Consider the following 20,910-nt stretch of genomic DNA (forward strand, 5'->3'; position numbering starts at 1 on the left):
TTCAACAATTTAATCCTTTTTGGTATCTTGCAACATTATAAACCATGTTGTAAGCAGTATGAAGAAATTTCTATTCCTGACATTTTTTTATTGTACCGGTATTTTCATTGCGCAAGGACAGGAAACCTTCATTCCTTTCGGTAGCGATGAGTATCATTTGCTTGACAGAATGGAAACACGTTCGGGCGACCTTTCCGATGAGCTTTTCATGAACACGCAACCTGTTTCGCGCATGAATGCCGTGAATTTCTTATTTGAAGGAAAAACAAATTTTTATAATGCAGGGTTGACTAATGTTGACTTTTATAATATCAACAGGGCTATTTCCATAAGCGGCGAATGGAAGCAACCCGACGGTGACGGCGCCATTGACAGCAAACATCCTGTTTTAAATACATTTTACAGAAAAGAGCCTGACTTAATCAATTACAACAAAAACGGTGTATTCATTGCAGTCAACCCGATTCTGAGCTTCATGGGTACTTATGATAAAGATGGTGTACGCAAATCTTTAATTAATACAACGCAAGGCGCTGAAATAAGAGGAAAAATTAAAAACGCTGTAGGGTTCTATTTTTCTGCTACCAATAATTATGAAGAGGTTCCGGGTTATGTAAACGACTGGATTGCGAAATATAATGCCATTCCGGGTGCAGGAAATTATAAAGCTTCGGGCAATGGCTATCAATACCTGAAATTCAGAGGCTATGCCAACATTCCTTTAATCCCGGAACACATTAGCCTTACCTTAGGTTATGACCAGCATTTTTTAGGTGACGGTTATCGTTCTTTATTCCTTTCAGACTTTTCAGAAGGGGCTGCTTTTGCAAGTATTAATACCAAAATATGGAAGTTCAATTATCAGAATCTTTACATGATGCTGAAACCACAATCTGCTATGCCCGGCGAGCTTCCTACCGTTGGTAATAAATACGCAACTGTCCATTTCTTAAGCCTTAACGCAACCCGATGGCTGAATATCGGCTTGTTTGAATCTGTAACTTTTTCAAGAAACGGCTCTTATCCTGCCGGCTATTTAAATCCTATTATCTTCTACAGAGCGGTAGAACGCGCCAACGGCAGCCCTGATAAGGTTTCCATAGGTTTTAGCACAAAAGCAATTATCGCCAAACATGTACAATTGTATTCTCAATTATTGATAAATGAGTTTACAACGGGTGAATTATTTAAAGGTAATGGCTATTGGGCCAATAAATGGGCTATTCAGTTCGGGGCAAAATATTTTGATGCATTCGGCATTCCAAACCTTGACTTACAGGTTGAAACAAATATCATACGGCCTTATACTTACCAGCATTACGAGAATCTGGAAGGGCGCAACACTTCAATTTCAAATTTCACAAGCTACAACCAATCGTTGGCACATCCATTGGGAGCGGGTTTGGCGGAAATAATCGGCATCATAAACTATCAACCTGTTCCAAGATTAAACATCGGAGCAAAGGCTATGTTTTATAAACAAGGTATTGACACAAACGGAACGAATGTAGGCAGCAACCTGTTATTAAACTATATGACCCGCACTGCAGATTACGGAATCAAACTTATCAATGGTCCCGAATCTACATGTACTTTATTTGATTTACATCTTGCTTACGAACTCAGGCCAAGACTATATATTGACCTGAGCGGAACTTACAGAAAGTTCACTGTTGAAAATGATATTTTACCGGAAAACAAAACGCTGTATTTTACAGCAGGCCTGCGTTTAAACCTTGCAAGAAGAAATTATACACAGTTCTAATTAAGCAACCCCATCGTTAACAGACAGATAGGGTTTCACCCTATCCTATTTTCTGTCGTCCTTGCAGGACTCGTAAATATATTACATGATTAATCCTTCCCTATTCTGAACGAAGTCATTGTGAGCGACCCCATGACAGCTTTATCATTAAACAGATAAGCATTTTCACCTTTTTCCTGTAATGCCAGGGCATATATCATAGGAAAATAATGATCAGGGGTAGGAATGGACAAATCAAATGCCTTTCCCTGGTTTTTGTAATCTATTAAAGGCAGATGATAATTCTGAAGAATGTAAGCTTTCATCTTTTCGTTTGCTTCAGTGGCCCAGTCAAAAGCATAATTATCTGTTTCCATTTTATCCCAGGCAACCATTCCAAGGTTATGGACCATATTGCCGCTGCCGATTATCAGAATCCCTTTTCTTCTCAATGCTGCCAATTGCTTCCCTAATTCGTAATGAAAAGAAGCAGGTTTATAATAATCAATGCTCATCTGTATTACCGGTACATCTGCATCAGGATAAAGGTGCTTTAAGACACTCCAACATCCGTGGTCAAGGCCCCATTCATCATCCAACCCTACAGAAACATTTTTCACTAACTCAGCCGTATCTTTTGCCAATTGCGGGCTTCCGGCAGCGGGATATTGCACATCAAACAATGCTTTGGGAAAGCCGCCGAAATCATGAATGGTTTTGGGTTGTTCCATAGCAGTAACAAAAGTACCCCGCGTAAGCCAATGTGCGGAAATACAAAGTATGGCATTAGGCTTTGGCAAATTCCTGCCGATTCTCTGCCACTCCAATGAAAATTCATTTTCTTCTATAGCGTTCATCGGGCTACCATGACCGAAGAAAAATACCGGAAAGGGCTCCGTGGATTTAAATCCATCTGCCATATTCGCCAATGCATTAAGATTAGAGGCTACACCACTTATTGAAACCATAGAAATTATTTTGAGAAAGGACAAACGGTCCATGCTTTTTGCTTTAATATGCTTGTAAAATTAATCTAAAATAGCCCGTTGAAAAGCATTACAGGCTTATCTGCGTATCAATAAATATAATTCAGCATTAAGCTAATTTTTGCAGCATACTTATAATTTCCAAAATAACTGTACTATGCCTCAAAGCGAAGCTTTGCTATCCTGAACTATTGTTTCCTTTCAATTACCCTTGATACTATGTATCTATGTGGTAAAAATGAAACACATAGATACATAGGTGAATATTCTAATAAAAATGTGATAAAAAGTTTGCTTAGAAAACAAGTTTTAAACATAGGCAATCCTTATGACATTTAGATTAACAGGAACAGGGAAATGAAGCATTCTCGCTTAATTTAAATAGCATTGAAATACAATTCTGAAACTTGTTGTTATTTTTGCAGACAGTTGCAGCATATCTGCTGTATGAAAAAAAAGAAAAATGGCAGCTATCAGGTTTGAAAATAAGTGGGTATTAATAACAGGCGCATCTTCGGGGTTGGGTTATGAGATGGCTTTACAGCTTGCATTTTCCCATAAGGCGAATTTAATATTAGTAGCAAGACGGGCAGAGAAGCTGCAGGAATTAAAAGAAACGATCGAATCGAAATCTGCTTCTAAAGTAAAAACAATAACGGCTGATTTATCCAACCTTGATGATATCGACAGGGTCATTAAAATTTCTTTGGAGGACGATAACTTATTCGGAGCAATATTGAATGCGGGCATCACTTATTTCGGAAGCCATATGGAACTGAAATGGAATGATTTTGAAATGATGCTTCAGACAAATGTTACAGGCATGGTCAGGATGACAACCGGACTAACAGAATATTTTGAACGGACGCAGCATCCCGGCGGCATTATGATTGTTTCAAGTATGGCGGCCGTGCTCCCCACACCTTATCAGGCGGCTTATTCGGGCACCAAAGGTTTTATGCTGAATTTCATTACTGCATTGTCGCATGAGATCACAAATAAAAACTTTAGTTATACTGTTTATCTTCCGGGGGGCATGCAAACAGAAATGACTAACAATGATAAATTTTCTCCTTTAAAAAGCTGGCTGATGCCGGTGAAACAAGCAGCTGCTGAAGGTATCAATGCTTTCAGGAAAAGAAAAGCGACTTATGTTCCCGGAATGACAAATAAACTGGGCGCTATTATGTCAGGTATTATTCCCAAAGGCATTATTATAAGGGGTATGGCCAAAACTTACGGCAACGCGCTGAAAAAATAGTTTTCTACCCATCCGGCAAATACTTCCGCTTTTTACTTTTATACGTTCAAAATGCTTTCACCTAAGGTTTTCTTAGGTGGTGCCTGAGATATTCCAAGGTGACACCCAAGAAAAAACAAGGTGATGCCTAAGCCACAGCTTAGGTAATAGCTAACAAATTACAAGGTAATACTTAAGAAAAAGTAAGGTAGTACCTAAGAAATTACGAGGTTATAGTTAAGAAAAGGCAAGGTGATACCTATGGGGTGGGTCAGGCGTTACCTAACAAATTATGAGGTATTACTTAAGAAAAAGCAAGCTAACACCTAAGAAAATACAAGGTGACAGTTTAGAAAAGGTTAGCTGAGCCTAAGAAATAGCAAGGTAACACCTAAGAAATAGCAAGGTAACACCTAAAAAAGAGCAAGGTGATATCTAAGAAAAAGTAAGGTGATACCTAAGAAAAAGCAAGGTGGTACCTAAGAAAAAGCAAGGTGATACCTAAGAAAAAACAAGGTAGTACCTAAGAAAAAGTAAGGTGGTACCTAAGAAAAAGTAAGGTGGTACCTAAGAAAAAGCAAGGTAATACCTAAGAAAAAGTAAGGTAATGCATAATAAAAGGTAAAATACAAGTGTCATATAAGGTCTAAAATGGGCTAAATTGCTATGATACTCCTACAGACATTTTATTTAGAAAGGAATTTAAGTAAAGGCGCTATAAATTCGGGATAAGTTTCGATATGCGGCAAATGCCCTGCGCCGGAAATTTCAACCAATGTGCCTTTCAGGAACTTCTTTGCTGTTTCTTTACCCAATACAGGATAATTTCCCATTGTTGCCTGCACTTCTTTTGAAACTTTATCTTTTCCTATTGCCGTCCGGTCTTTCTGTCCGATGATAAGCAAGGTCGGCGTTTCAATCTGCTGAAATTCATAGCAAACGGGCTGCGTAAAGATCATATCGTAAATCAGGGCCGAGTTCCATGCTATGCGCGGATAATCAATATTATTCAATAGTCCGGCCTGCATATCAAGCCATTCGTCATATTCCGGTTTCCATTCACCGTGATAATATTCATTCTGCTGATATTTTTTCAGAGAGGCATAATCCTGCTTCAATTCGCGTTGGTACCAATCGTCTACAGATTGCCAGGGAACTTTTATTTTCCAGTCTTCCAGTCCGATAGGATCTTCAAGTATTAGTTTTTCAACCGTTGCAGGATACATTAAAGTGAATCTTGTTGCCAGCATTCCACCCATTGAATGGCCAAGGAGATATATTTTTTTCACACCCAGACTATCTAAAATCGCTTTTGTGTTTTGCGCTAATTGCTGAAAGGTATATTGGATATTATCTGGTTTCGATGATTTGCCGAAACCAATCTGATCGGGCATTATAACCCTGAATCCTTTTGCGGTTAAATCAGTTGAAGTTTGCCTCCAGTAAGCCGAACAGAAATTCTTGCCATGCAACAACACAATGACTTTTCCATTCGGCTTATCGGGCATTACATCCATATAAGCCATTTGCAAAGGCTCGCCCTGAATGTTAAGGTGAATATATTTTACTGCAAACGGATATTCAATATTTTCAAAATTGGTTGCGGTTAATACCTTTTTTGATTCCTGAGCTTGTAAAGCTGATGCGGTATTCAACACAAAGCAAAGAAGGATGAAATAGCTTTTCATTTCCTGTTTATTAAAAAGTGAATAAGCTCAGAAATCATCCAAACAGTTTATTTGCTCTGAGCTCTTTCATATTGAACAGGAAAATGCGCCTCATTGTTCAATGTCTGGGCTGCATGCAATGCAAAATATGGATTGCGCAGCATTTCCCTTGCCATGAAAATAAGGTCTGCTTTGCCTTCTGTTAAAATAGCCTCTGCTTGCTGCGCTTCGGTTATCAGCCCGACTGCACCTGTCAATATGCCGGTTTCTTTCCTGATTTGCGCTGCAAAAGGAACCTGATAACCCGGTTCTATCGGAATACGGATGCCTGTTACTAAAGCTCCGGTCGAAACATCCATTAATGCAACACCTTTCTCTTTCAATACAGCCGATAGCTTTACGGAAGCCTCGATATCCCAGCCGCCTTCCGCCCAGTCTGTAGCCGATATTCTTACAAATAAAGGCATACCTTCTTTCAATTCGGATTGAATGGCTTCTACTACTTCAAGCAATAATTTTATCCTGTTTTCAAAACTTCCACCATAATCATCTTCACGTTGGTTGCTGAGCGGAGACATAAACTGATGTAATAAATAACCATGTGCGGCATGAATTTCGATGATATCAAAACCTGCGGCCACAGCTCTTTTTGCTGCGTTTTTAAAATCCAGTATTACTTTTTGAATGCCTTCCTTATCTAATGCCACAGGCGCGCGTTCCGTTGTTTTATAGGGAATAGCAGACGGAGCCAAAGTTTCCCAACCGCCCTCTTCCAACGATATCTGTGCATTGCCATCCCAGGGTGGCAGCGTGCTGGCTTTACGTCCTGCATGTGCCAATTGTATTCCTGCAAGACTATCCTGAGCATGAATAAACTGTGTAATCTGCTGCAATTTTTCAATATGCCTGTCATCCCATATACCTAAATCCTGCGGCGAAATACGCCCTTCTGCTGACACGGCAGTTGCTTCCGTAAATACCAGTGCAGCGCCACCTACTGCGCGCGTGCCCAGATGAACCAGATGCCAGTCATTGGCAAAGCCATCGACAGATGAATATTGGCACATGGGCGATACGACAATTCTGTTTTTTAGAGTGAGGCTACCTATTGAAAGTGGCCTGAATAAGTTGGACATTATTGTAAGTATTGAAAATAATTAAGGGGAAAAACAAAAGTAACAAATCAATCAGGACTGCATTATCAAAAATATTCTGAATCATTTTTCAAAATTTAAGTATAAAATATTACTTTAGCGAATAAATTTCATCAATGGAAACAAACTCGACTTCAATTTTTGAAGAATTGGAATCCCAAATCGTACTGGCTTCACAAGGAAAAAGATTTTTAAACTATCTGATTGATGTACTGGTGTTCTACGGTGTAATGATGGTAATAGGCATGGTATTCGGAATCTTAGGAATGGATGCTGCCCTTAATTTTTTAGCAAGCGACGAACCTGGCAACAAGTTACTTTCATCTTTATTTTCAATTCTTCTATATGCTCTGATTACAGGAGCTACAGAAGCAATTTTCAAAGGCAAGACTTTGGGTAAATTAATTACCGGCACAAAGGCTGTAAACGAAGATGGCAGTACAATAAGTGCGGCAACAGCTTTTAAAAGAGGCTTCTCAAGAGCTGTGCCGTTTTGCGCTTTCAGTGCATTAGGCAATCCTTCTTATCCCTGGCAAGATAGATGGACAAACACTTACGTAATGGACGAAAAGCGATCACAAATGAATACAATCGAATAATACTATTAAAGAACGACCTTAAAACATCCATAAAAGAGCCTGATAAGCAAATTGCTTATCAGGCTCTTTTGCAAAAACAAGATAATCTTATACTAATTCAAAAAGTTCCTCTTTGCTTCTTCTGACTTTTTTAGCGCCTGATAAAAAATCATTTGCTGCATCGCGGTAGCCCAATGTCATTATAGAAACACTGCTTAATCCTTTGGCTTCCAGGCCTAAAATTTCATCTACTTTTGAATTATCAAAACCTTCCATCGGCGTAGCGTCCACTTCTTCAAAGGCAGCGGCAACAAGACCTGTACCTAATGCAATGTATGTCTGACGTGAAGACCATTTGAAATTCTGTTCAGCATCCATATCAACCAATTTTCCAAGATTTGCTTTGAAGGCATCTAATGATTCAACCGGAATATTGCGTTCTGAAGCAATGAAACCTATATAATCATCTATTTTTTCTTGTGTAACATCTTTCCATGATGCAAAAATAATAACATGAGAAGCCTCCGTAAGCTGTGGTTGGCCAAAAGCAGCTTCCTTTAATTTCTCTTTGGTTGCTGCGTCTTTAATTACAAATACCTTATAAGGCTGCAATCCTGCAGATGATGCAGAAAGCCTTATTGCTTCAAGAATATTGTCTAATTTTTCCTCCGGCACTTCTTGTCCGTTCATTCTTTTGGTAGCGTAACGCCAGTTTAATTTTTGGATCAGTTCCATTTCTATTGTTTTTAATTTGTTAGTTATTGTAATATTTTTTGTTACAGTTTAAATGATGCTATTCCTTAATCTAAGTTTATCGAATGTGTTTTACTTATTGAATTGTTCTATTGAAATACTTTTCAATTTCTTCAGCAATGCTGCTTCTGCCATTTTATTTACATCTTCCATTATCAGGCCGATTTTACTTCCCATAGGACATTGAGGATTCGGCGTGTTTTTGGAATGATTAAATAATGGCTTTTCGTAGGTGGCTTTATAAACATCAGCCAATGTTATTTTCTTTGGTGAGCAAGCCAGATAGCTGCCGCCATTTTTGCCTTCTTTAGTTATAATCAGGTTAGCCTTGCTTAAACGACTCAATTCCTTACGTACCAATACAGGGTTTATATTGATATTCGAGGCAATATATTCTGACGACACGCCTTCTTCCATACTCAATAGGGAAAGAATGTGAATAGCTAAAGCAAATCGTCCGTTGATCATGACTGTAATTAAAATTATTACAGTACAAAGGTAAAAGCTTTCTTTTGGGTATTCCAAAAACCATAGGTGATCAAAATAAAATAAGGCAATAGGCAAATGCTATTAATCATTTATTCAAGCCGGACAGCCGTTTTGCCAACAGCGTAGTGCCCAAACCAAGAAAAGCGATAATAGTAAAGGAGATACGAAGGTTTGAAAGTTGTGCAATAAAGCCGATTAAGGGAGGGCCGATTAAAAAACCCAGAAAACCGATAGAAGCAACCATTGCCAATGCTGTTCCTGCCGGAAAGGTTTTGGATTTACCGGCCAGGCTATAAACCAGCGGTACAACGGAAGATGTGCCTATTCCCACTAATAAAAATCCGGTTGTCGCCACCGGAATATCCGGAAAACAAACAATCAATAACATTCCCGACAGAATCACTATTCCGCTAAACCGGAGAATTCTTGTTACTCCGAAACGGGTAACAAATGCATCAGAGATAAACCTGCCTCCGGCCATAGTGGACATAAAGGCAATGTAACCCAACCTTGTAAGATCTTTGGGCGCTTTTATAATTGTTTCAAAATAAATGCCGCTCCAATCAAACATCGTTCCTTCACAAATCATACACGCAAAAGCAATAAGCCCTAATGTAAAAATGAAAGCATCAGGCATTACAAATTTTTTCCCGCCACCGGATTCCTGTTCCGGCCTTGCATCTCTCGGAACAACAAATCTGATCCCAATAAAAATAAGGATCGCCGTAAGAACATTAATGTAAACAAAATGAAGCAAAGGACTGACATTATAAGATACCATCAATGCGGCAATCATACCTCCCACAAAACCTGCCAGGCTCCACAATCCATGAAAAGAAGCCATGATGCTACGTCTGTATAATCGCTCTACACCAACGCCCTGGGCATTTACGGAAATATTGTTAAGGTTTCCGAATACACCAAACAGAAATAATGCAGCAAACAGTTGCCATACATTATGGGCTAAACCCAGCAACAGCAATCCTCCGGGATAGAATAATGCCGCAAAAGCCAATGTTCTTTTACTTCCTAATTTATTTACCAGATAACCGGAAAGCATCATAGCGGTCAACTGTCCGATAGGCAATGCAAACAGCACGCCACCTAATTCACCGTTATTCAGATGTAAATGTTGCTGCACGTCAGGAATCCTGCTTGCCCATGAAGCAAACACAATACCCTGAACGAAATAGAAAGTACTTACGGCAATTCTATAATATCGTTGTGTAGGAAAAGAAGAAATTACACTCATTGACGGCAAAATTAAAATGCATACATGAAAACAATATTATTTTGTAGAATTCATGACATTTTTAATAAAAAAACTACTTCCAACTTAAAAGATAAAGGCAATCCTTAAGGACTGCCTTTATTTAATATTCACATTGAATTTATCGTTTCAACAAGGCTTTATCCAAAACCTCACTCATTTCATTTACATAGATAAACTTCAACCCTTTTATAAATGCGGGATTAATTTCTTCAACGTCTTTTCTGTTCTGTTCGCACATTAAAATTTCTTTCAGACCTGCGCGTTTGGCAGCCAGGACTTTTTCCTTTATGCCTCCAACGGGCAATACCTGCCCGCGTAATGTAATCTCACCTGTCATTGCAAGAAAAGGTTTCACTTTACGGCCTGTGAAAGCTGAAGCTAAGGCTGAAAGCATCGTTACACCTGCACTCGGACCATCTTTTGGTACAGCCCCTTCAGGAACGTGAATATGTATATTATACTCATCAAATTTGCTGTGTGCAATTTTATATTCCTCTGCATGTGCTTTCAGATAAGATAAAGCAGTTGAGGCGGATTCTTTCATGACATTTCCAAGGTTACCTGTCAATGTAAAACCACCTTTACCTTTGCTGAGGCTTGATTCAATAAATAATATTTCTCCACCGACATAAGTCCAGGCCAATCCTACAGCTACTCCGGGAGGATTGGTTTTTTGATAAAGGTCGTTACTGTATTTAGGTTTACCCAAAGCTTTAACGATGAGTTCACTATTCACATCTACAGATTTCAGATCATTCATCGCCACTTCTTTTGCAATGGAACGCATGACAGAAGCTAATTGTCTGTCAAGCTCACGCACACCTGACTCACGTGTATAATCTTTAATGATTTGTTGTAAAATGCCCGGTTTATATTTCAGGTTTATATTATCAAGCCCATGTGCTTTCTGCTGCTTAGGAAACAGGTGACGTTTCGCTATTTCTGCTTTTTCTTCGATACTATATCCTGAAAGCTGAATAATTTCCAGTCTGTCGCGCAAGGCAGGCTGAATATCGTTCAAACTATTGGCAGTAGCTATGAACAGGACTTTTGACAAATCATATTCCATCTCCAGATAGTTATCATAGAAACTATTGTTTTGCTCAGGGTCAAGAATTTCCAGCAAAGCAGAACTTGGATCACCTCTGAAATCCTTGCCGATTTTATCTATTTCATCAAGAATAAAAACAGGGTTTGAAGTCTTCACCTTGCGCAAAGATTGGATAATACGTCCCGGCATGGCCCCGATGTAGGTTTTGCGATGGCCACGCAATTCACTTTCATCATGCAGGCCACCTAAACTTAAACGGACATATTTACGGTTCACTGCGTTTGCAATGCTCTGCCCAAGACTGGTTTTACCAATTCCCGGAGGTCCTACAAAACAAAGAATCGGAGATTTTAAATCGCCTTTTAACTTCAATACAGCAAGATATTCAAGAATTCTGTCCTTGATTTTTTCCATGCTGTAATGATCCGCATCCAAGACTTTCAATGCTTTTTTCAAATCATATTTATCCTCGGTATATTCTCCCCAGGGCAGGTCCAGCAGCAGATCCAGATGATTATACACAACCGAATAATCGGGAGAATGCGGATGCATCCTTTCCAATTTACCGATACCTTTTTTAAATGCATCTTTTGCAGCTTCCGTCCATTTCTTTCCTTCCGCACGTTTCTGCAAATCTTTCACTTCCCGTTCATTGCCTTCGCCACCAAGCTCTTCATTAATACTTTTCAATTGCTGTTGCAAAAAGTACTCACGTTGCTGTTTATCAATCTCACCACGGGTTTTGGTTGTTATTTCATTTTTTAATTCAGCCATTTGCAAATCGCCCTGCAATAGCTCAATTAATCGATGCGTACGGATTTTAATATCATTTTGCTCCAGCAAACCTTGCTTTTCCACCAATTTGGTTTCCAGATTGGAAGCAATGAAATGAACCAGAAAAGAGAAATTCTCAATATTGCGCAGCATCATGCCCGTTTCCATCGGAATATTCGGCGAAAGAGAGATAATACGCTCTGCCATATCTTTCACAGAAGAAATCATGGCATCAAACTCTTTATCATCTTTAGGGAAGCTGTCTTCCTGATATTTTACCTGGGCCCTTAAATAAGGCGTTTCCTGCGTATATTTTTCAATTTCAAAACGCATACGACCCATAATAAATATAGTCGTATTCCCGTCCGGCAGCTTGATTTGCTTTACAATCTTCGCTATCGTTCCAAAAGAATAAATATCATCTGGCGTAGGATCTTCGTTATTCTGGTCTTTTTGTGCCAAAACGCCGATTAATCCGCCATGTTTAGCAGCATCGGCAATGGCTTTTACCGACTTTTCTCTTGAAACAGTAATCGGAAGCACTACGTTAGGGAATAAAACCGTATTGCGTAAAGCAATAATCGGAATATCTTTTGGCAGTTCTTTTTTTTCCTTTTCATCCATTTCCACTTCGCCCAAAGGCACTATGGGCATGAATTCCATTTCATTTTCCGTATTACTGTTAAATATTATTTCTCTAAATTCCATGAGTATTTAAGACATTTTGTCAACCGGCAACAATTTCTTCGTCGATTTTTTACGAATTTATATTGTTCAATTTACATGCCAATTAGTGGTTTCGGAAATTTTTGCAGACAAATACTTATATTTTGAGTAAAATTGACTTTATATTTACATCGTCAAAGCAAAAAGGTCATTTACCAAATAAATACATACATGAAATCCAAAACTACACTTAAATTTTTAACATGTGCATTGCTCTCCACAGGAATGTGTATGAATGCAAATGCCCAGTCCGTTGAAAACAGGCAAGTTAATAAAGCCTATTGGACATCCGGTATTGACGGATATGTACTGAGCACTGCCATTGACAGCAGAAATATAAAACCTGCGAACAGCGCCTCTGTCAGCACACCCCGTTTTACAGCGTTTTTTCATATCGGAGCAAATGTAAATTATGACATAACCAAACATGTCGGCATATTTACCGGCCTTAGCATCAAGAATATTGGTTTTATTGAAAAATATAACAATCCTGATTCCACAGCTAAAAGGAGAGTATATACTTTCGGTATTCCGCTGGGCTTCAAATTTGGGAATTTAAAATATGGCAGTTTCTTAATTGCCGGCGGTGGTGTTGATTTTCCGTTCAATTATAAAGAGAAAGGTTTTATTGACCGTGGCAATAAAACAAAATTCAATGAATGGTTCAGCTCAAGAACGCCTGCCGTAATGCCTTATTTCTTTATCGGAGCACATTTACGTCCGATTGTGGCGGTTAAATTACAGTACTATCCTGCAAATTTCATGAATCCTAATTATAGCGAAACCGTTGGAAACACAACCGTTAAGCCTTATGCAAATTATGATGTACAATTACTTATGCTGACTTTAGGATTTGATATTAATTACAGACCAAGATCGTAATAAAGCCTTTCGTTTGAATTTTTCAATATCGCAATAGTAAAAAAATAGCTTTTGAAATATTTTCAAAAGCTATTTTTGGTTTTACTCTCATTAGTTTTATGCGAATTGTGTCAATTGTATTCTGCATTATTATAATTGCGTTAGCTGCTTTCTTTGTATTTACCGACCATTTAGATGCGCTATTCGGTTCAGAAAGCTCGCGTAATCCACCATTGATACTGGTACTTATATTAGCTATTGCCGGTTTATGGGCAAATCTGAAAAAGCAATATTAATAAACACTATTCTACAGCCCTGTTCAGAAAATCAATAAAAGGTTTCATGGTTTCAAAAGAGCTTAAAACCTTATCTACCGCCTGCTTCGAGACAAATTCTTTATCCGGTACGGAATGCCCGACTGTAAAACTTTTATGTTTCAGGTATTCTATAGCAGGGTTTTCGACATCATAACCTTGCGGGGCTTTTTTTAGTTGTTCACCGTCAATTTTAGGATAAAGTTTTTTAAAACTCTTACCCTGAATAATTGCTTTGAAAGCATCAAAATCATAATCTATTTCCTGACGTATGCCTTTAAGCATAGCAGCTTCAGGCATCCAGCAACCTCCGCCAATAAAGGATTGACCGGGTTCTACATGTAAATAATAACCTGCATGCGGCGATTTCTTTCCACCGATGCTAAAGTATGCGCCGAAGTGGGATTTGTAAGGTGATTTATCATTTGAAAAACGAACATCTCTGTTCAACCTGAAAATACATTGCTTTGCAGTCAATTCACCCATCAAGGGTTCCATTTTTGACAATCCTCCAATAATCTGGGTTACAAACGACTCATAATCTGCTTTTGCTGCTTCATAAACCTTTCTGTTTGCATCCATCCATTCCTTATTATTATTCAATTTCAGTTGTTCCAAAAACTGAAAAGTTTCTTTTTGCAGCATAATTGATAATTTGATTTTAAAGTTTGCCAACCAAAAGTAATATTTTTGACACATCGATAATGGGCATCCCGAAAATTCATTTTAAAATAGCCATCTGATATGAAGAAAATATTTTACAATAGTTATTCGCCAACGGCTTTCAATATTGCCATGTTGGTTATGAGAATTGTTTTCGGGCTGATAATGATGCGTCATGGCTGGGAAAAATTATCGCATTTTGCAGACAAACAAGGAAAATTCATGAATTTCATGGGAATGGGAACATCTGTGTCTTTGGGCCTTGCGACCTTTGCGGAGTTCTTTTGTTCTTTATTTATAATATTAGGTTTATTTACAAGATTGGCAACAATCCCATTATTGGTAACCGTTTTCGTAATTTTGAACCTTCATCATTGGGCGTTTTTTGGCGAACACGAACTGGTACCTTGTCTTGCTGCCGCCTACATAACTTTATTATTAGTAGGGCCGGGCAAATACAGTCTTGATGCGAAAATCAGTAAAAAGTAAAAGAGAAAGTTCCAAAATGAAAAATTCCAAATTTCCAATAAATTGACTGGAAACTGAACAAGCCACGGCTTCATTTTAAATTTTAAAAAATCCGAATGATTATTTATAACGTAACCATAAAAGTAGAAACATCTGTAGCTGACAAATGGGTGCAATGGATGAAAGAAGAGCATATTAATGACATGATGAATACTGGATTATTCAGCGATTACAGAATGTGCAAACTGATGGAACAGGACGAAGCAGAAGGCGTAACTTTTGTAGTGCAATATCATACCGACAGCATAGAAAACTATCAAAGCTACGTTAACGAACACGCACCAAAAATGCGTCAAAAGGGTCTTTCAAAATTTGCTGATAAGATGGTAGCATTCAGGACAGTCATGGAAGTTATTAATTAGTCGTTAGCAGGCGGTGATTAGTCGATAGTATTAGCACGATTGTTGAGAGATTGGTAAATTTTCCTCCAAAAACTAACGGCTATTCGACTAAAAAATTGAATAAAAAATGAAAACGTACAAACACTTATTTTTTGATCTTGATCATACGCTTTGGGATTTTGAAACCAACTCCGGCATTACTTTGCAGCGGCTTTACAATCAATATGATTTAGCATCAAAAGGTATTTCCGATTTTGAAACGTTCAGGATTACTTATGAAAAGCATAATGAAAAATTCTGGGAGCGTTACAGAAAAGGTTTTATAAGAAGAGAAGAATTACGCTGGAAAAGAATGTGGCATACTTTATTGGATTTTAAAGTTGCCGATAATAAACTGGCACAGGAAATGAGCTCGGTTTATCTGGAGATGTTGCCGCAGCAAGGCCAATTAATGCCATACACAATAGAGCTTCTGGATTATTGCAAAGCCAAAAATTATCAATTACACCTTATAACTAATGGTTTTGAAACAACCCAATGGCAAAAAATGCGCACATCGGGTATTGACCATTATTTTCAGAAAGTAATAACTTCGGAAAACAGCAATAGCATGAAACCATTGAAAGGCATTTTTGATTTTGCTATTCAGGAATCAGGAGCATTGGTCGGGGAAAGTATTATGATTGGGGATGCTTTGGAAGCCGATGTTTTAGGTGCACAAAAATACGGAATGGATCAGGTTTATTTTAATCCCTACAAAAAAGCACATGCTCATAAGCCGACTCATGAAATCAGCTGCCTGAGCGAGCTTAAACAATTATTTTAACAACAAAAGACAATTCAAAAACATAAACTAACAATGCAGGATAAAATCAAGTCTATTGTACAGGCGTCTGTAAGTGTGAAGGAACAAATACTGAATGATGCAGTGATGATAGCGAAAGTTGAAACGATTACCAATGTTTTAATTGAAGCATTTAAGAATGGCAATAAGGTTTTATTCTGCGGGAACGGAGGAAGTGCAGCTGATGCACAACATCTTGCAGCGGAATTTTCAGGACGTTTTTATAAAGACAGGAATCCATTGCCATCTGAAGCATTACATTGCAATACTTCTTACCTGACTGCGGTTGCCAATGATTATGGTTATGAATTTATATATAGCCGCTTGCTTAAAGGCATGGCTGTAAAGGGAGATGTTATTGTAGGCCTGAGTACTTCCGGCAATTCAAAAAATATTTTAAATGCTTATGAAGTTGCAAAAGAATCAGGTGTAATTATTGTAAGTCTTACAGGTAAAAGCGGCGGGCAAATGAAAGACGTTTCTGATTATCTTTTAAACGTACCAAGCAATGATACGCCACGCATACAGGAATCGCATATCATGCTGGGACATATCATTTGTGAATTGGTAGAGGCTGCATTGTTTTAAAAATATTCAGACCTCCAATGAATTCAGCAAACTCCGAATATTACAATCTTATTAATAATATAGGTTCTTCCTTGATTAAAGCAAGGGAGAATGCCATCAGGGCAATTAATATAGAATTAGTAAAAGCAAATTGGGAAATTGGCAGACAAATAGTTGAATATGAACAAAAAGGAAATGAAAAGGCAGAGTATGGAAGCGCATTGCTGACAAACCTCTCAAAAGATCTGAAGAATAAATATGGCAGAGGTTTTAGCAAAAGCAATATCTATCTCTTCCGGCAATTTTTTATCAAATATCCAATTTTCCAGACACTGTCTGGAAAATTAAGCTGGAGCCATTATGGAGAATTGATAACTATTTCAGATGATCTGGCGAGAAGCTTTTATGAGAAGCAGGCCCTTAAGGAAAACTGGAGTTATAGGGAAATGAAACGTCAAATTGATTCAGCATTGTTTCAACGATTAGCTTTAAGTAAAGACAGAGAAGGAATAATTAAACTTGCCACAGATGGGCAGGAAATATCCGAACCAAACGATGTCATAAAAGACCCTTACATTTTCGAATTCCTCAATATATCACACCAAGTTATTACTAAAGAGCGTGATTTAGAAAACAAACTCATCAATAACCTGCAACATTTCTTATTAGAGTTAGGCAAGGGATTTTCATTCATTGCAAAACAATTCAAAATTACGATAGACAATGAGCACAATTTCATTGACCTGGTTTTCTACCACCGCATTTTAAAGTGTTTTATTCTAATCGACCTTAAAATCAGGAAAGTAAAGCATAATGACATTGGTCAAATGAACTTTTATCTGAATTATTTCAAAGAAGAAGAAAATGTTGAAGGAGATAATGAGCCAATTGGAATAATCATTGCTGCCGACAAACATGAATATCTTGTAAAATATGCCACAGGCGGCCTTTCTAACAAAATTTTCGTTTCAAAATATCAGCTTTATTTACCGAATCAAAAACTATTAGAGGAGAAAGTAAAAGAGATAATGGAAGAAAGTAACTAATATAATCATCAAGGAAAGGAATTCCATTTTTGGTGAAATAAAACGTCATTCATTTGAAAATCATAATCATAGGAACCGCTTATCCTTTTAAAGGAGGCCTTGCATCTTTCAATGAAAGATTGGCTTATGCTTTGCTGGAGCAAGGGCATGAAGTAAAAATCATTACATTCACTTTGCAGTACCCGGGCTTTCTGTTTCCGGGTAAATCACAATATTCTACAGAGGCGGCACCAAAGGATTTAAAGATTCAGCAATCATTAAGTTCGGTTAATCCGTTAACCTGGATAAAAACAGCACAAATTTTAAAAAGGGAAAAAGCCGATTTAATACTTATAAAATTCTGGCTTCCGTTTATGGGGCCTTCGTTTGGCAAAGTCTTAAGAGGGGCGAAACAAAATAAACATACCAAAGTCATCAGTATTTTGGACAATGTAATTCCGCACGAAAAACGAGCGGGAGATGCAGCTTTCACCAAATACTTCCTGAAGCCTGTTGATGCGTTTATCAGCATGAGTCACCAGGTAATGGATGATTTAAGAACTTTCGAAAAAAACAAACCGGCCTTGTTTTCCCCGCATCCGGTTTACGATAATTATGGTGATTTAATGGATAAGCAAGTAGCCAGGGAAAAGCTTCAAATTGCGAATGAAGGAAGGTATATTCTTTTCTTTGGTTATATCAGAAAATACAAGGGACTTGATATTTTACTGGAAGCTATGGCAGACCCGAGAATGAAACAGGAAAACATCAAATTGATTGTGGCCGGAGAGTATTATGGCGACAAAGATTATTATGATGAAATAATTAACCGTTTGGGCATTCAGGACAGGCTTCATTTATTCACTGATTTTATTCCTAACGAAGAAGTCCGTAACTATTTTTCAGCAGCCGATGTAGTGGTTCAACCATATAGAACAGCGACTCAAAGCGGCATTTCGCAGATTGCCTATCATTTTGAAAAACCTATGATTGTAACAAATGTTGGCGGGCTTCCTGAAATTGTCCCTGACAACAAAGTTGGCTTTGTAACGGATGTTGATAAGAATGCGATTGCGGATGCAATTATAAAATTCTATAAAGAAAACAAAGCTTCCGACTTTTCTGAAAATATTAAAGAAGAGAAAAAGCGTTATTCATGGCATTATTTTACAGATAACATCCTGAAGCTATTCAAGGATATTTAAACCTTGCTTTCAGTGTTAATTATCGGTGAATAAAGCTCCTGATTTGCGCTTTCAATTAATAATATTAAATTTAGAACCGTTTAAATACCATTTACCGAAAATTTCCCCCGCTTTATCGAAAGCTTATAATCTATGAAATCAAGTACTTCTACTTTTGTATTAACAAAATAAAATAAAATGGAAAACGAGGAGAGAAGAGATTTCAGGCAGATGAAGCGGGAACAACACAGACGCTTCAGACGCATGAGACACCACACAAACGACAAAACAGGAGGCATAGTCCTTATTATTATAGGCGTGCTGTTTTTATTGAACAGAATACCTCAAACAGCAGTACTATTTCCGACGTGGTTTTTTACATGGCCGGTATTGCTTATCGGCATTGCTTTGATAACGGCAATTAAAAGCCGGTTCCGAAATCCGGGTTGGGTAATTATGGGTGCAGTAGGCCTGTATTTTCTATTGGAAGAAAATGACCTGATAGGTCTTAACCTGAAACCTTTCATTATTCCCGTAGGCCTTATTCTTCTTGGTATTTTTATAACTATAAAACGTAACAGGCAATGCAATAATCAAAAATTTAAAGGGAGATTCAAGCCCTGGCAACATGAAGATATCAAGAAGGCTTTAGAAGAAACAACCGATTCATCAGAAGATATACTAAATGTGAGTTCTATTTTTGGCAGCATTGAAAGAAACGTATTTTCAAAGGACTTTAAAGGAGGCACCATATCGAGCGTATTTGGCGGCGCGCAAATAAATTTCACACAGGCTGATTTTGAAGGAACTGCCATTATTGACGTTTCAGTAATATTCGGCGGAGTGGATATTATCATCCCATCCAACTGGAACCTAAAAAATGAAATGTCTGTTGTTTTTGGTGGAATAGAAGACAGAAGGGCTGTAACAAACAACATAAGCGAATCAGGAAAGACCTTGATACTGAAAGGCGATATAGTATTTGGCGGTATAGAAATCAAAAGCTATTAGTACTCCTGCACCATCACAATTGAAATACACTAACCACTCATTTATTGGCACATTATTTCAAACCATTGAACCTTAGGCTGAGCGCTGCTATCCTGCTATTGACTATTAGCACGGGGCAATTCTACTGGCTATGTTCATTCAAAGAATTTCCTGTTGATATTGCACTGGCTGATGCATTAGGAACAAATATGCTTTTATATGGCATTTTTATGTTTCTGGAGTATGGATTCAGTTCTTATGTGCCGGTAATTGCCCGTTACGGAATCGTTGGTGCGCAAGGATTCGGATTAACTGCAGCATGGCTGTTTCTCTCTCAATGGACATTAAAGCATTCTTTTAACAACGAAGCTTATGCAAAATTCTGGAATGATACTTTTTATATAAGAGGCCTGATAGGATGGATTCTGATTTGTGATTACAGTCTCATAAACCAGTTTGTAAAACATCTTATAAAACAAGATTCCTTTACCGAGCAGGAGCAACATAGTTTACAATTAAGGAAAGAAGCGGAACTGTTTAAATTACGGCAACAGTTACACCCGCACTTTTTGTTTAACAGTCTTAACTCCATCAATGCCCTGATAGGAAAGGAACCTAAGCAGGCGAGAGTAATGGTGCAACAGCTTTCCGAATTTTTAAGACATACACTTAAAAAAGAAGACAATGACCTTATAACGATTCAGGAAGAACTGGATGACTTACGTATTTATTTGAGCATTGAACAGGTAAGATTCGGACATAGACTGACTATTGAAGAAAGTATTCATGCAGATTGCCTGGAGGCAAAAATACCACCCTTCCTGTTGCAACCTTTGGTTGAAAACGCTATTAAATATGGCTTATACGGAACTACAGGACAAGTGAACATTACCATAAACGGAACACTGGCCAATAATCAATTTACATTCGTCATAACCAATCCTTATGATCCTGATGCAGTGAATACTAAAGGAACGGGCTTTGGCCTGGAATCTGTAAGAAGAAGGCTTTATTTGCTGTTTGCGAGGAACGATTTATTAACAGTAATAAACGGCACAAAAGAACTGACGGCAGAAGATAAAACCATGAAGTTCTTTGAAGCTTCTATAAAAATACCTGTCGTTCCAAAAGATGCGGGAAGCCAGATATAATAATTCA

Annotated in this window: 20 protein-coding genes; 12 read left to right on the forward strand and 8 right to left on the reverse strand. The window is 38.0% G+C overall.

The genetic code is table 11. The features are described from left to right. Positions 1 to 58 precede the first annotated feature (58 nt). A complete protein-coding gene (locus tag F0919_RS04000) occupies positions 59 to 1,765 on the forward strand; it encodes a hypothetical protein (protein ID WP_150031420.1) in 1,707 nt (568 codons plus the stop codon). A gap of 89 nt (positions 1,766 to 1,854) precedes the next feature. Here the strand turns inward: F0919_RS04000 and ygiD are convergent, their stop codons facing one another. After that, positions 1,855 to 2,712 (reverse strand): 4,5-DOPA-extradiol-dioxygenase, encoded by an 858-nt coding sequence (gene ygiD / locus F0919_RS04005; protein WP_235903453.1) that lies wholly within the window; start codon positions 2,710 to 2,712, stop codon positions 1,855 to 1,857. Between the two features lie 481 nt (positions 2,713 to 3,193). On the opposite strand from ygiD, the gene F0919_RS04010 reads away from it, so the two are divergent. Continuing rightward, on the forward strand, positions 3,194 to 3,991 hold the full coding sequence (locus tag F0919_RS04010; RefSeq protein ID WP_150031422.1) for an SDR family NAD(P)-dependent oxidoreductase: 798 nt from the start codon (positions 3,194 to 3,196) through the stop codon (positions 3,989 to 3,991). A 665-nt stretch (positions 3,992 to 4,656) separates the two neighbouring features. Here F0919_RS04010 and F0919_RS04015 read toward each other — a convergent pair. Then, a complete protein-coding gene (locus F0919_RS04015) occupies positions 4,657 to 5,658 on the reverse strand; it encodes an alpha/beta fold hydrolase (RefSeq protein ID WP_150031423.1) in 1,002 nt (333 codons plus the stop codon). Between the two features lie 47 nt (positions 5,659 to 5,705). Then, positions 5,706 to 6,773: an NADPH dehydrogenase NamA gene (namA, locus tag F0919_RS04020; protein ID WP_150031424.1), complete on the reverse strand. Its 1,068-nt coding sequence runs from the start codon at positions 6,771 to 6,773 to the stop codon at positions 5,706 to 5,708. Between the two features lie 134 nt (positions 6,774 to 6,907). Here namA and F0919_RS04025 point away from each other — a divergent pair, with 134 nt between their 5' ends. Next, positions 6,908 to 7,390 (forward strand): RDD family protein, encoded by a 483-nt coding sequence (locus F0919_RS04025; RefSeq protein WP_150031425.1) that lies wholly within the window; start codon positions 6,908 to 6,910, stop codon positions 7,388 to 7,390. An 87-nt stretch (positions 7,391 to 7,477) separates the two neighbouring features. Here the strand turns inward: F0919_RS04025 and F0919_RS04030 are convergent, their stop codons facing one another. The 4 genes from F0919_RS04030 to lon all read right to left on the reverse strand — a co-directional run bounded on the left by F0919_RS04030 (position 7,478) and on the right by lon (position 12,417). After that, the gene (locus F0919_RS04030) at positions 7,478 to 8,104 is read right to left on the reverse strand and encodes an NAD(P)H-dependent oxidoreductase (protein WP_150031426.1); all 627 of its coding nucleotides are present in this window, start codon (positions 8,102 to 8,104) and stop codon (positions 7,478 to 7,480) included. A 90-nt stretch (positions 8,105 to 8,194) separates the two neighbouring features. Then, on the reverse strand, positions 8,195 to 8,590 hold the full coding sequence (locus F0919_RS04035; protein ID WP_150031427.1) for an Rrf2 family transcriptional regulator: 396 nt from the start codon (positions 8,588 to 8,590) through the stop codon (positions 8,195 to 8,197). Positions 8,591 to 8,696: 106 nt separating this feature from the next. Further along, a complete protein-coding gene (locus F0919_RS04040) occupies positions 8,697 to 9,863 on the reverse strand; it encodes an MFS transporter (RefSeq protein ID WP_150031428.1) in 1,167 nt (388 codons plus the stop codon). 139 nt (positions 9,864 to 10,002) lie between these two features. Beyond that, the gene (gene lon / locus F0919_RS04045; protein WP_150031429.1) at positions 10,003 to 12,417 is read right to left on the reverse strand and encodes an endopeptidase La; all 2,415 of its coding nucleotides are present in this window, start codon (positions 12,415 to 12,417) and stop codon (positions 10,003 to 10,005) included. Positions 12,418 to 12,606: 189 nt separating this feature from the next. On the opposite strand from lon, the gene F0919_RS04050 reads away from it, so the two are divergent. After that, positions 12,607 to 13,317, forward strand: a complete 711-nt coding sequence (locus tag F0919_RS04050; protein ID WP_150031430.1) for a hypothetical protein — start codon at positions 12,607 to 12,609, stop codon at positions 13,315 to 13,317. A gap of 281 nt (positions 13,318 to 13,598) precedes the next feature. Here F0919_RS04050 and F0919_RS04055 read toward each other — a convergent pair whose 3' ends face one another. Continuing rightward, on the reverse strand, positions 13,599 to 14,255 hold the full coding sequence (locus F0919_RS04055; RefSeq protein WP_150031431.1) for a DUF2461 domain-containing protein: 657 nt from the start codon (positions 14,253 to 14,255) through the stop codon (positions 13,599 to 13,601). 99 nt (positions 14,256 to 14,354) lie between these two features. Here F0919_RS04055 and F0919_RS04060 point away from each other — a divergent pair, with 99 nt between their 5' ends. The 8 genes from F0919_RS04060 (at position 14,355) to F0919_RS04095 (ending at position 20,903) form a co-directional block, all read left to right on the forward strand. Then, positions 14,355 to 14,762: a DoxX family protein gene (locus F0919_RS04060; RefSeq protein ID WP_150031432.1), complete on the forward strand. Its 408-nt coding sequence runs from the start codon at positions 14,355 to 14,357 to the stop codon at positions 14,760 to 14,762. A 95-nt stretch (positions 14,763 to 14,857) separates the two neighbouring features. Then, positions 14,858 to 15,163 carry a DUF4286 family protein gene (locus tag F0919_RS04065; protein ID WP_150031433.1) on the forward strand — a complete coding sequence of 102 codons (306 nt, stop codon included), beginning with the start codon at positions 14,858 to 14,860 and terminating at the stop codon, positions 15,161 to 15,163. Between the two features lie 106 nt (positions 15,164 to 15,269). Next, on the forward strand, positions 15,270 to 15,968 hold the full coding sequence (locus tag F0919_RS04070; RefSeq protein ID WP_150031434.1) for a YjjG family noncanonical pyrimidine nucleotidase: 699 nt from the start codon (positions 15,270 to 15,272) through the stop codon (positions 15,966 to 15,968). 33 nt (positions 15,969 to 16,001) lie between these two features. Next, positions 16,002 to 16,574, forward strand: coding sequence for a D-sedoheptulose-7-phosphate isomerase (locus F0919_RS04075; RefSeq protein ID WP_150031435.1), 573 nt, complete (start codon positions 16,002 to 16,004; stop codon positions 16,572 to 16,574). Between the two features lie 17 nt (positions 16,575 to 16,591). After that, entirely contained in the window at positions 16,592 to 17,599 is a 1,008-nt protein-coding gene (locus tag F0919_RS04080) for a PDDEXK nuclease domain-containing protein (protein ID WP_150031436.1), read from the forward strand. Between the two features lie 53 nt (positions 17,600 to 17,652). Continuing rightward, complete coding sequence (locus F0919_RS04085) at positions 17,653 to 18,783, forward strand: glycosyltransferase (RefSeq protein WP_150031437.1); 1,131 nt, start codon at positions 17,653 to 17,655, stop codon at positions 18,781 to 18,783. Between the two features lie 177 nt (positions 18,784 to 18,960). After that, positions 18,961 to 19,773 (forward strand): LiaF transmembrane domain-containing protein, encoded by an 813-nt coding sequence (locus F0919_RS04090; RefSeq protein ID WP_150031438.1) that lies wholly within the window; start codon positions 18,961 to 18,963, stop codon positions 19,771 to 19,773. A gap of 44 nt (positions 19,774 to 19,817) precedes the next feature. Then, positions 19,818 to 20,903: a sensor histidine kinase gene (locus F0919_RS04095; protein ID WP_235903454.1), complete on the forward strand. Its 1,086-nt coding sequence runs from the start codon at positions 19,818 to 19,820 to the stop codon at positions 20,901 to 20,903. Positions 20,904 to 20,910: the final 7 nt, after the last annotated feature.

The organism is Taibaiella lutea (genome assembly GCF_008629695.1).
Classification (GTDB): Bacteria; Bacteroidota; Bacteroidia; order Chitinophagales; family Chitinophagaceae; genus Taibaiella; species Taibaiella lutea.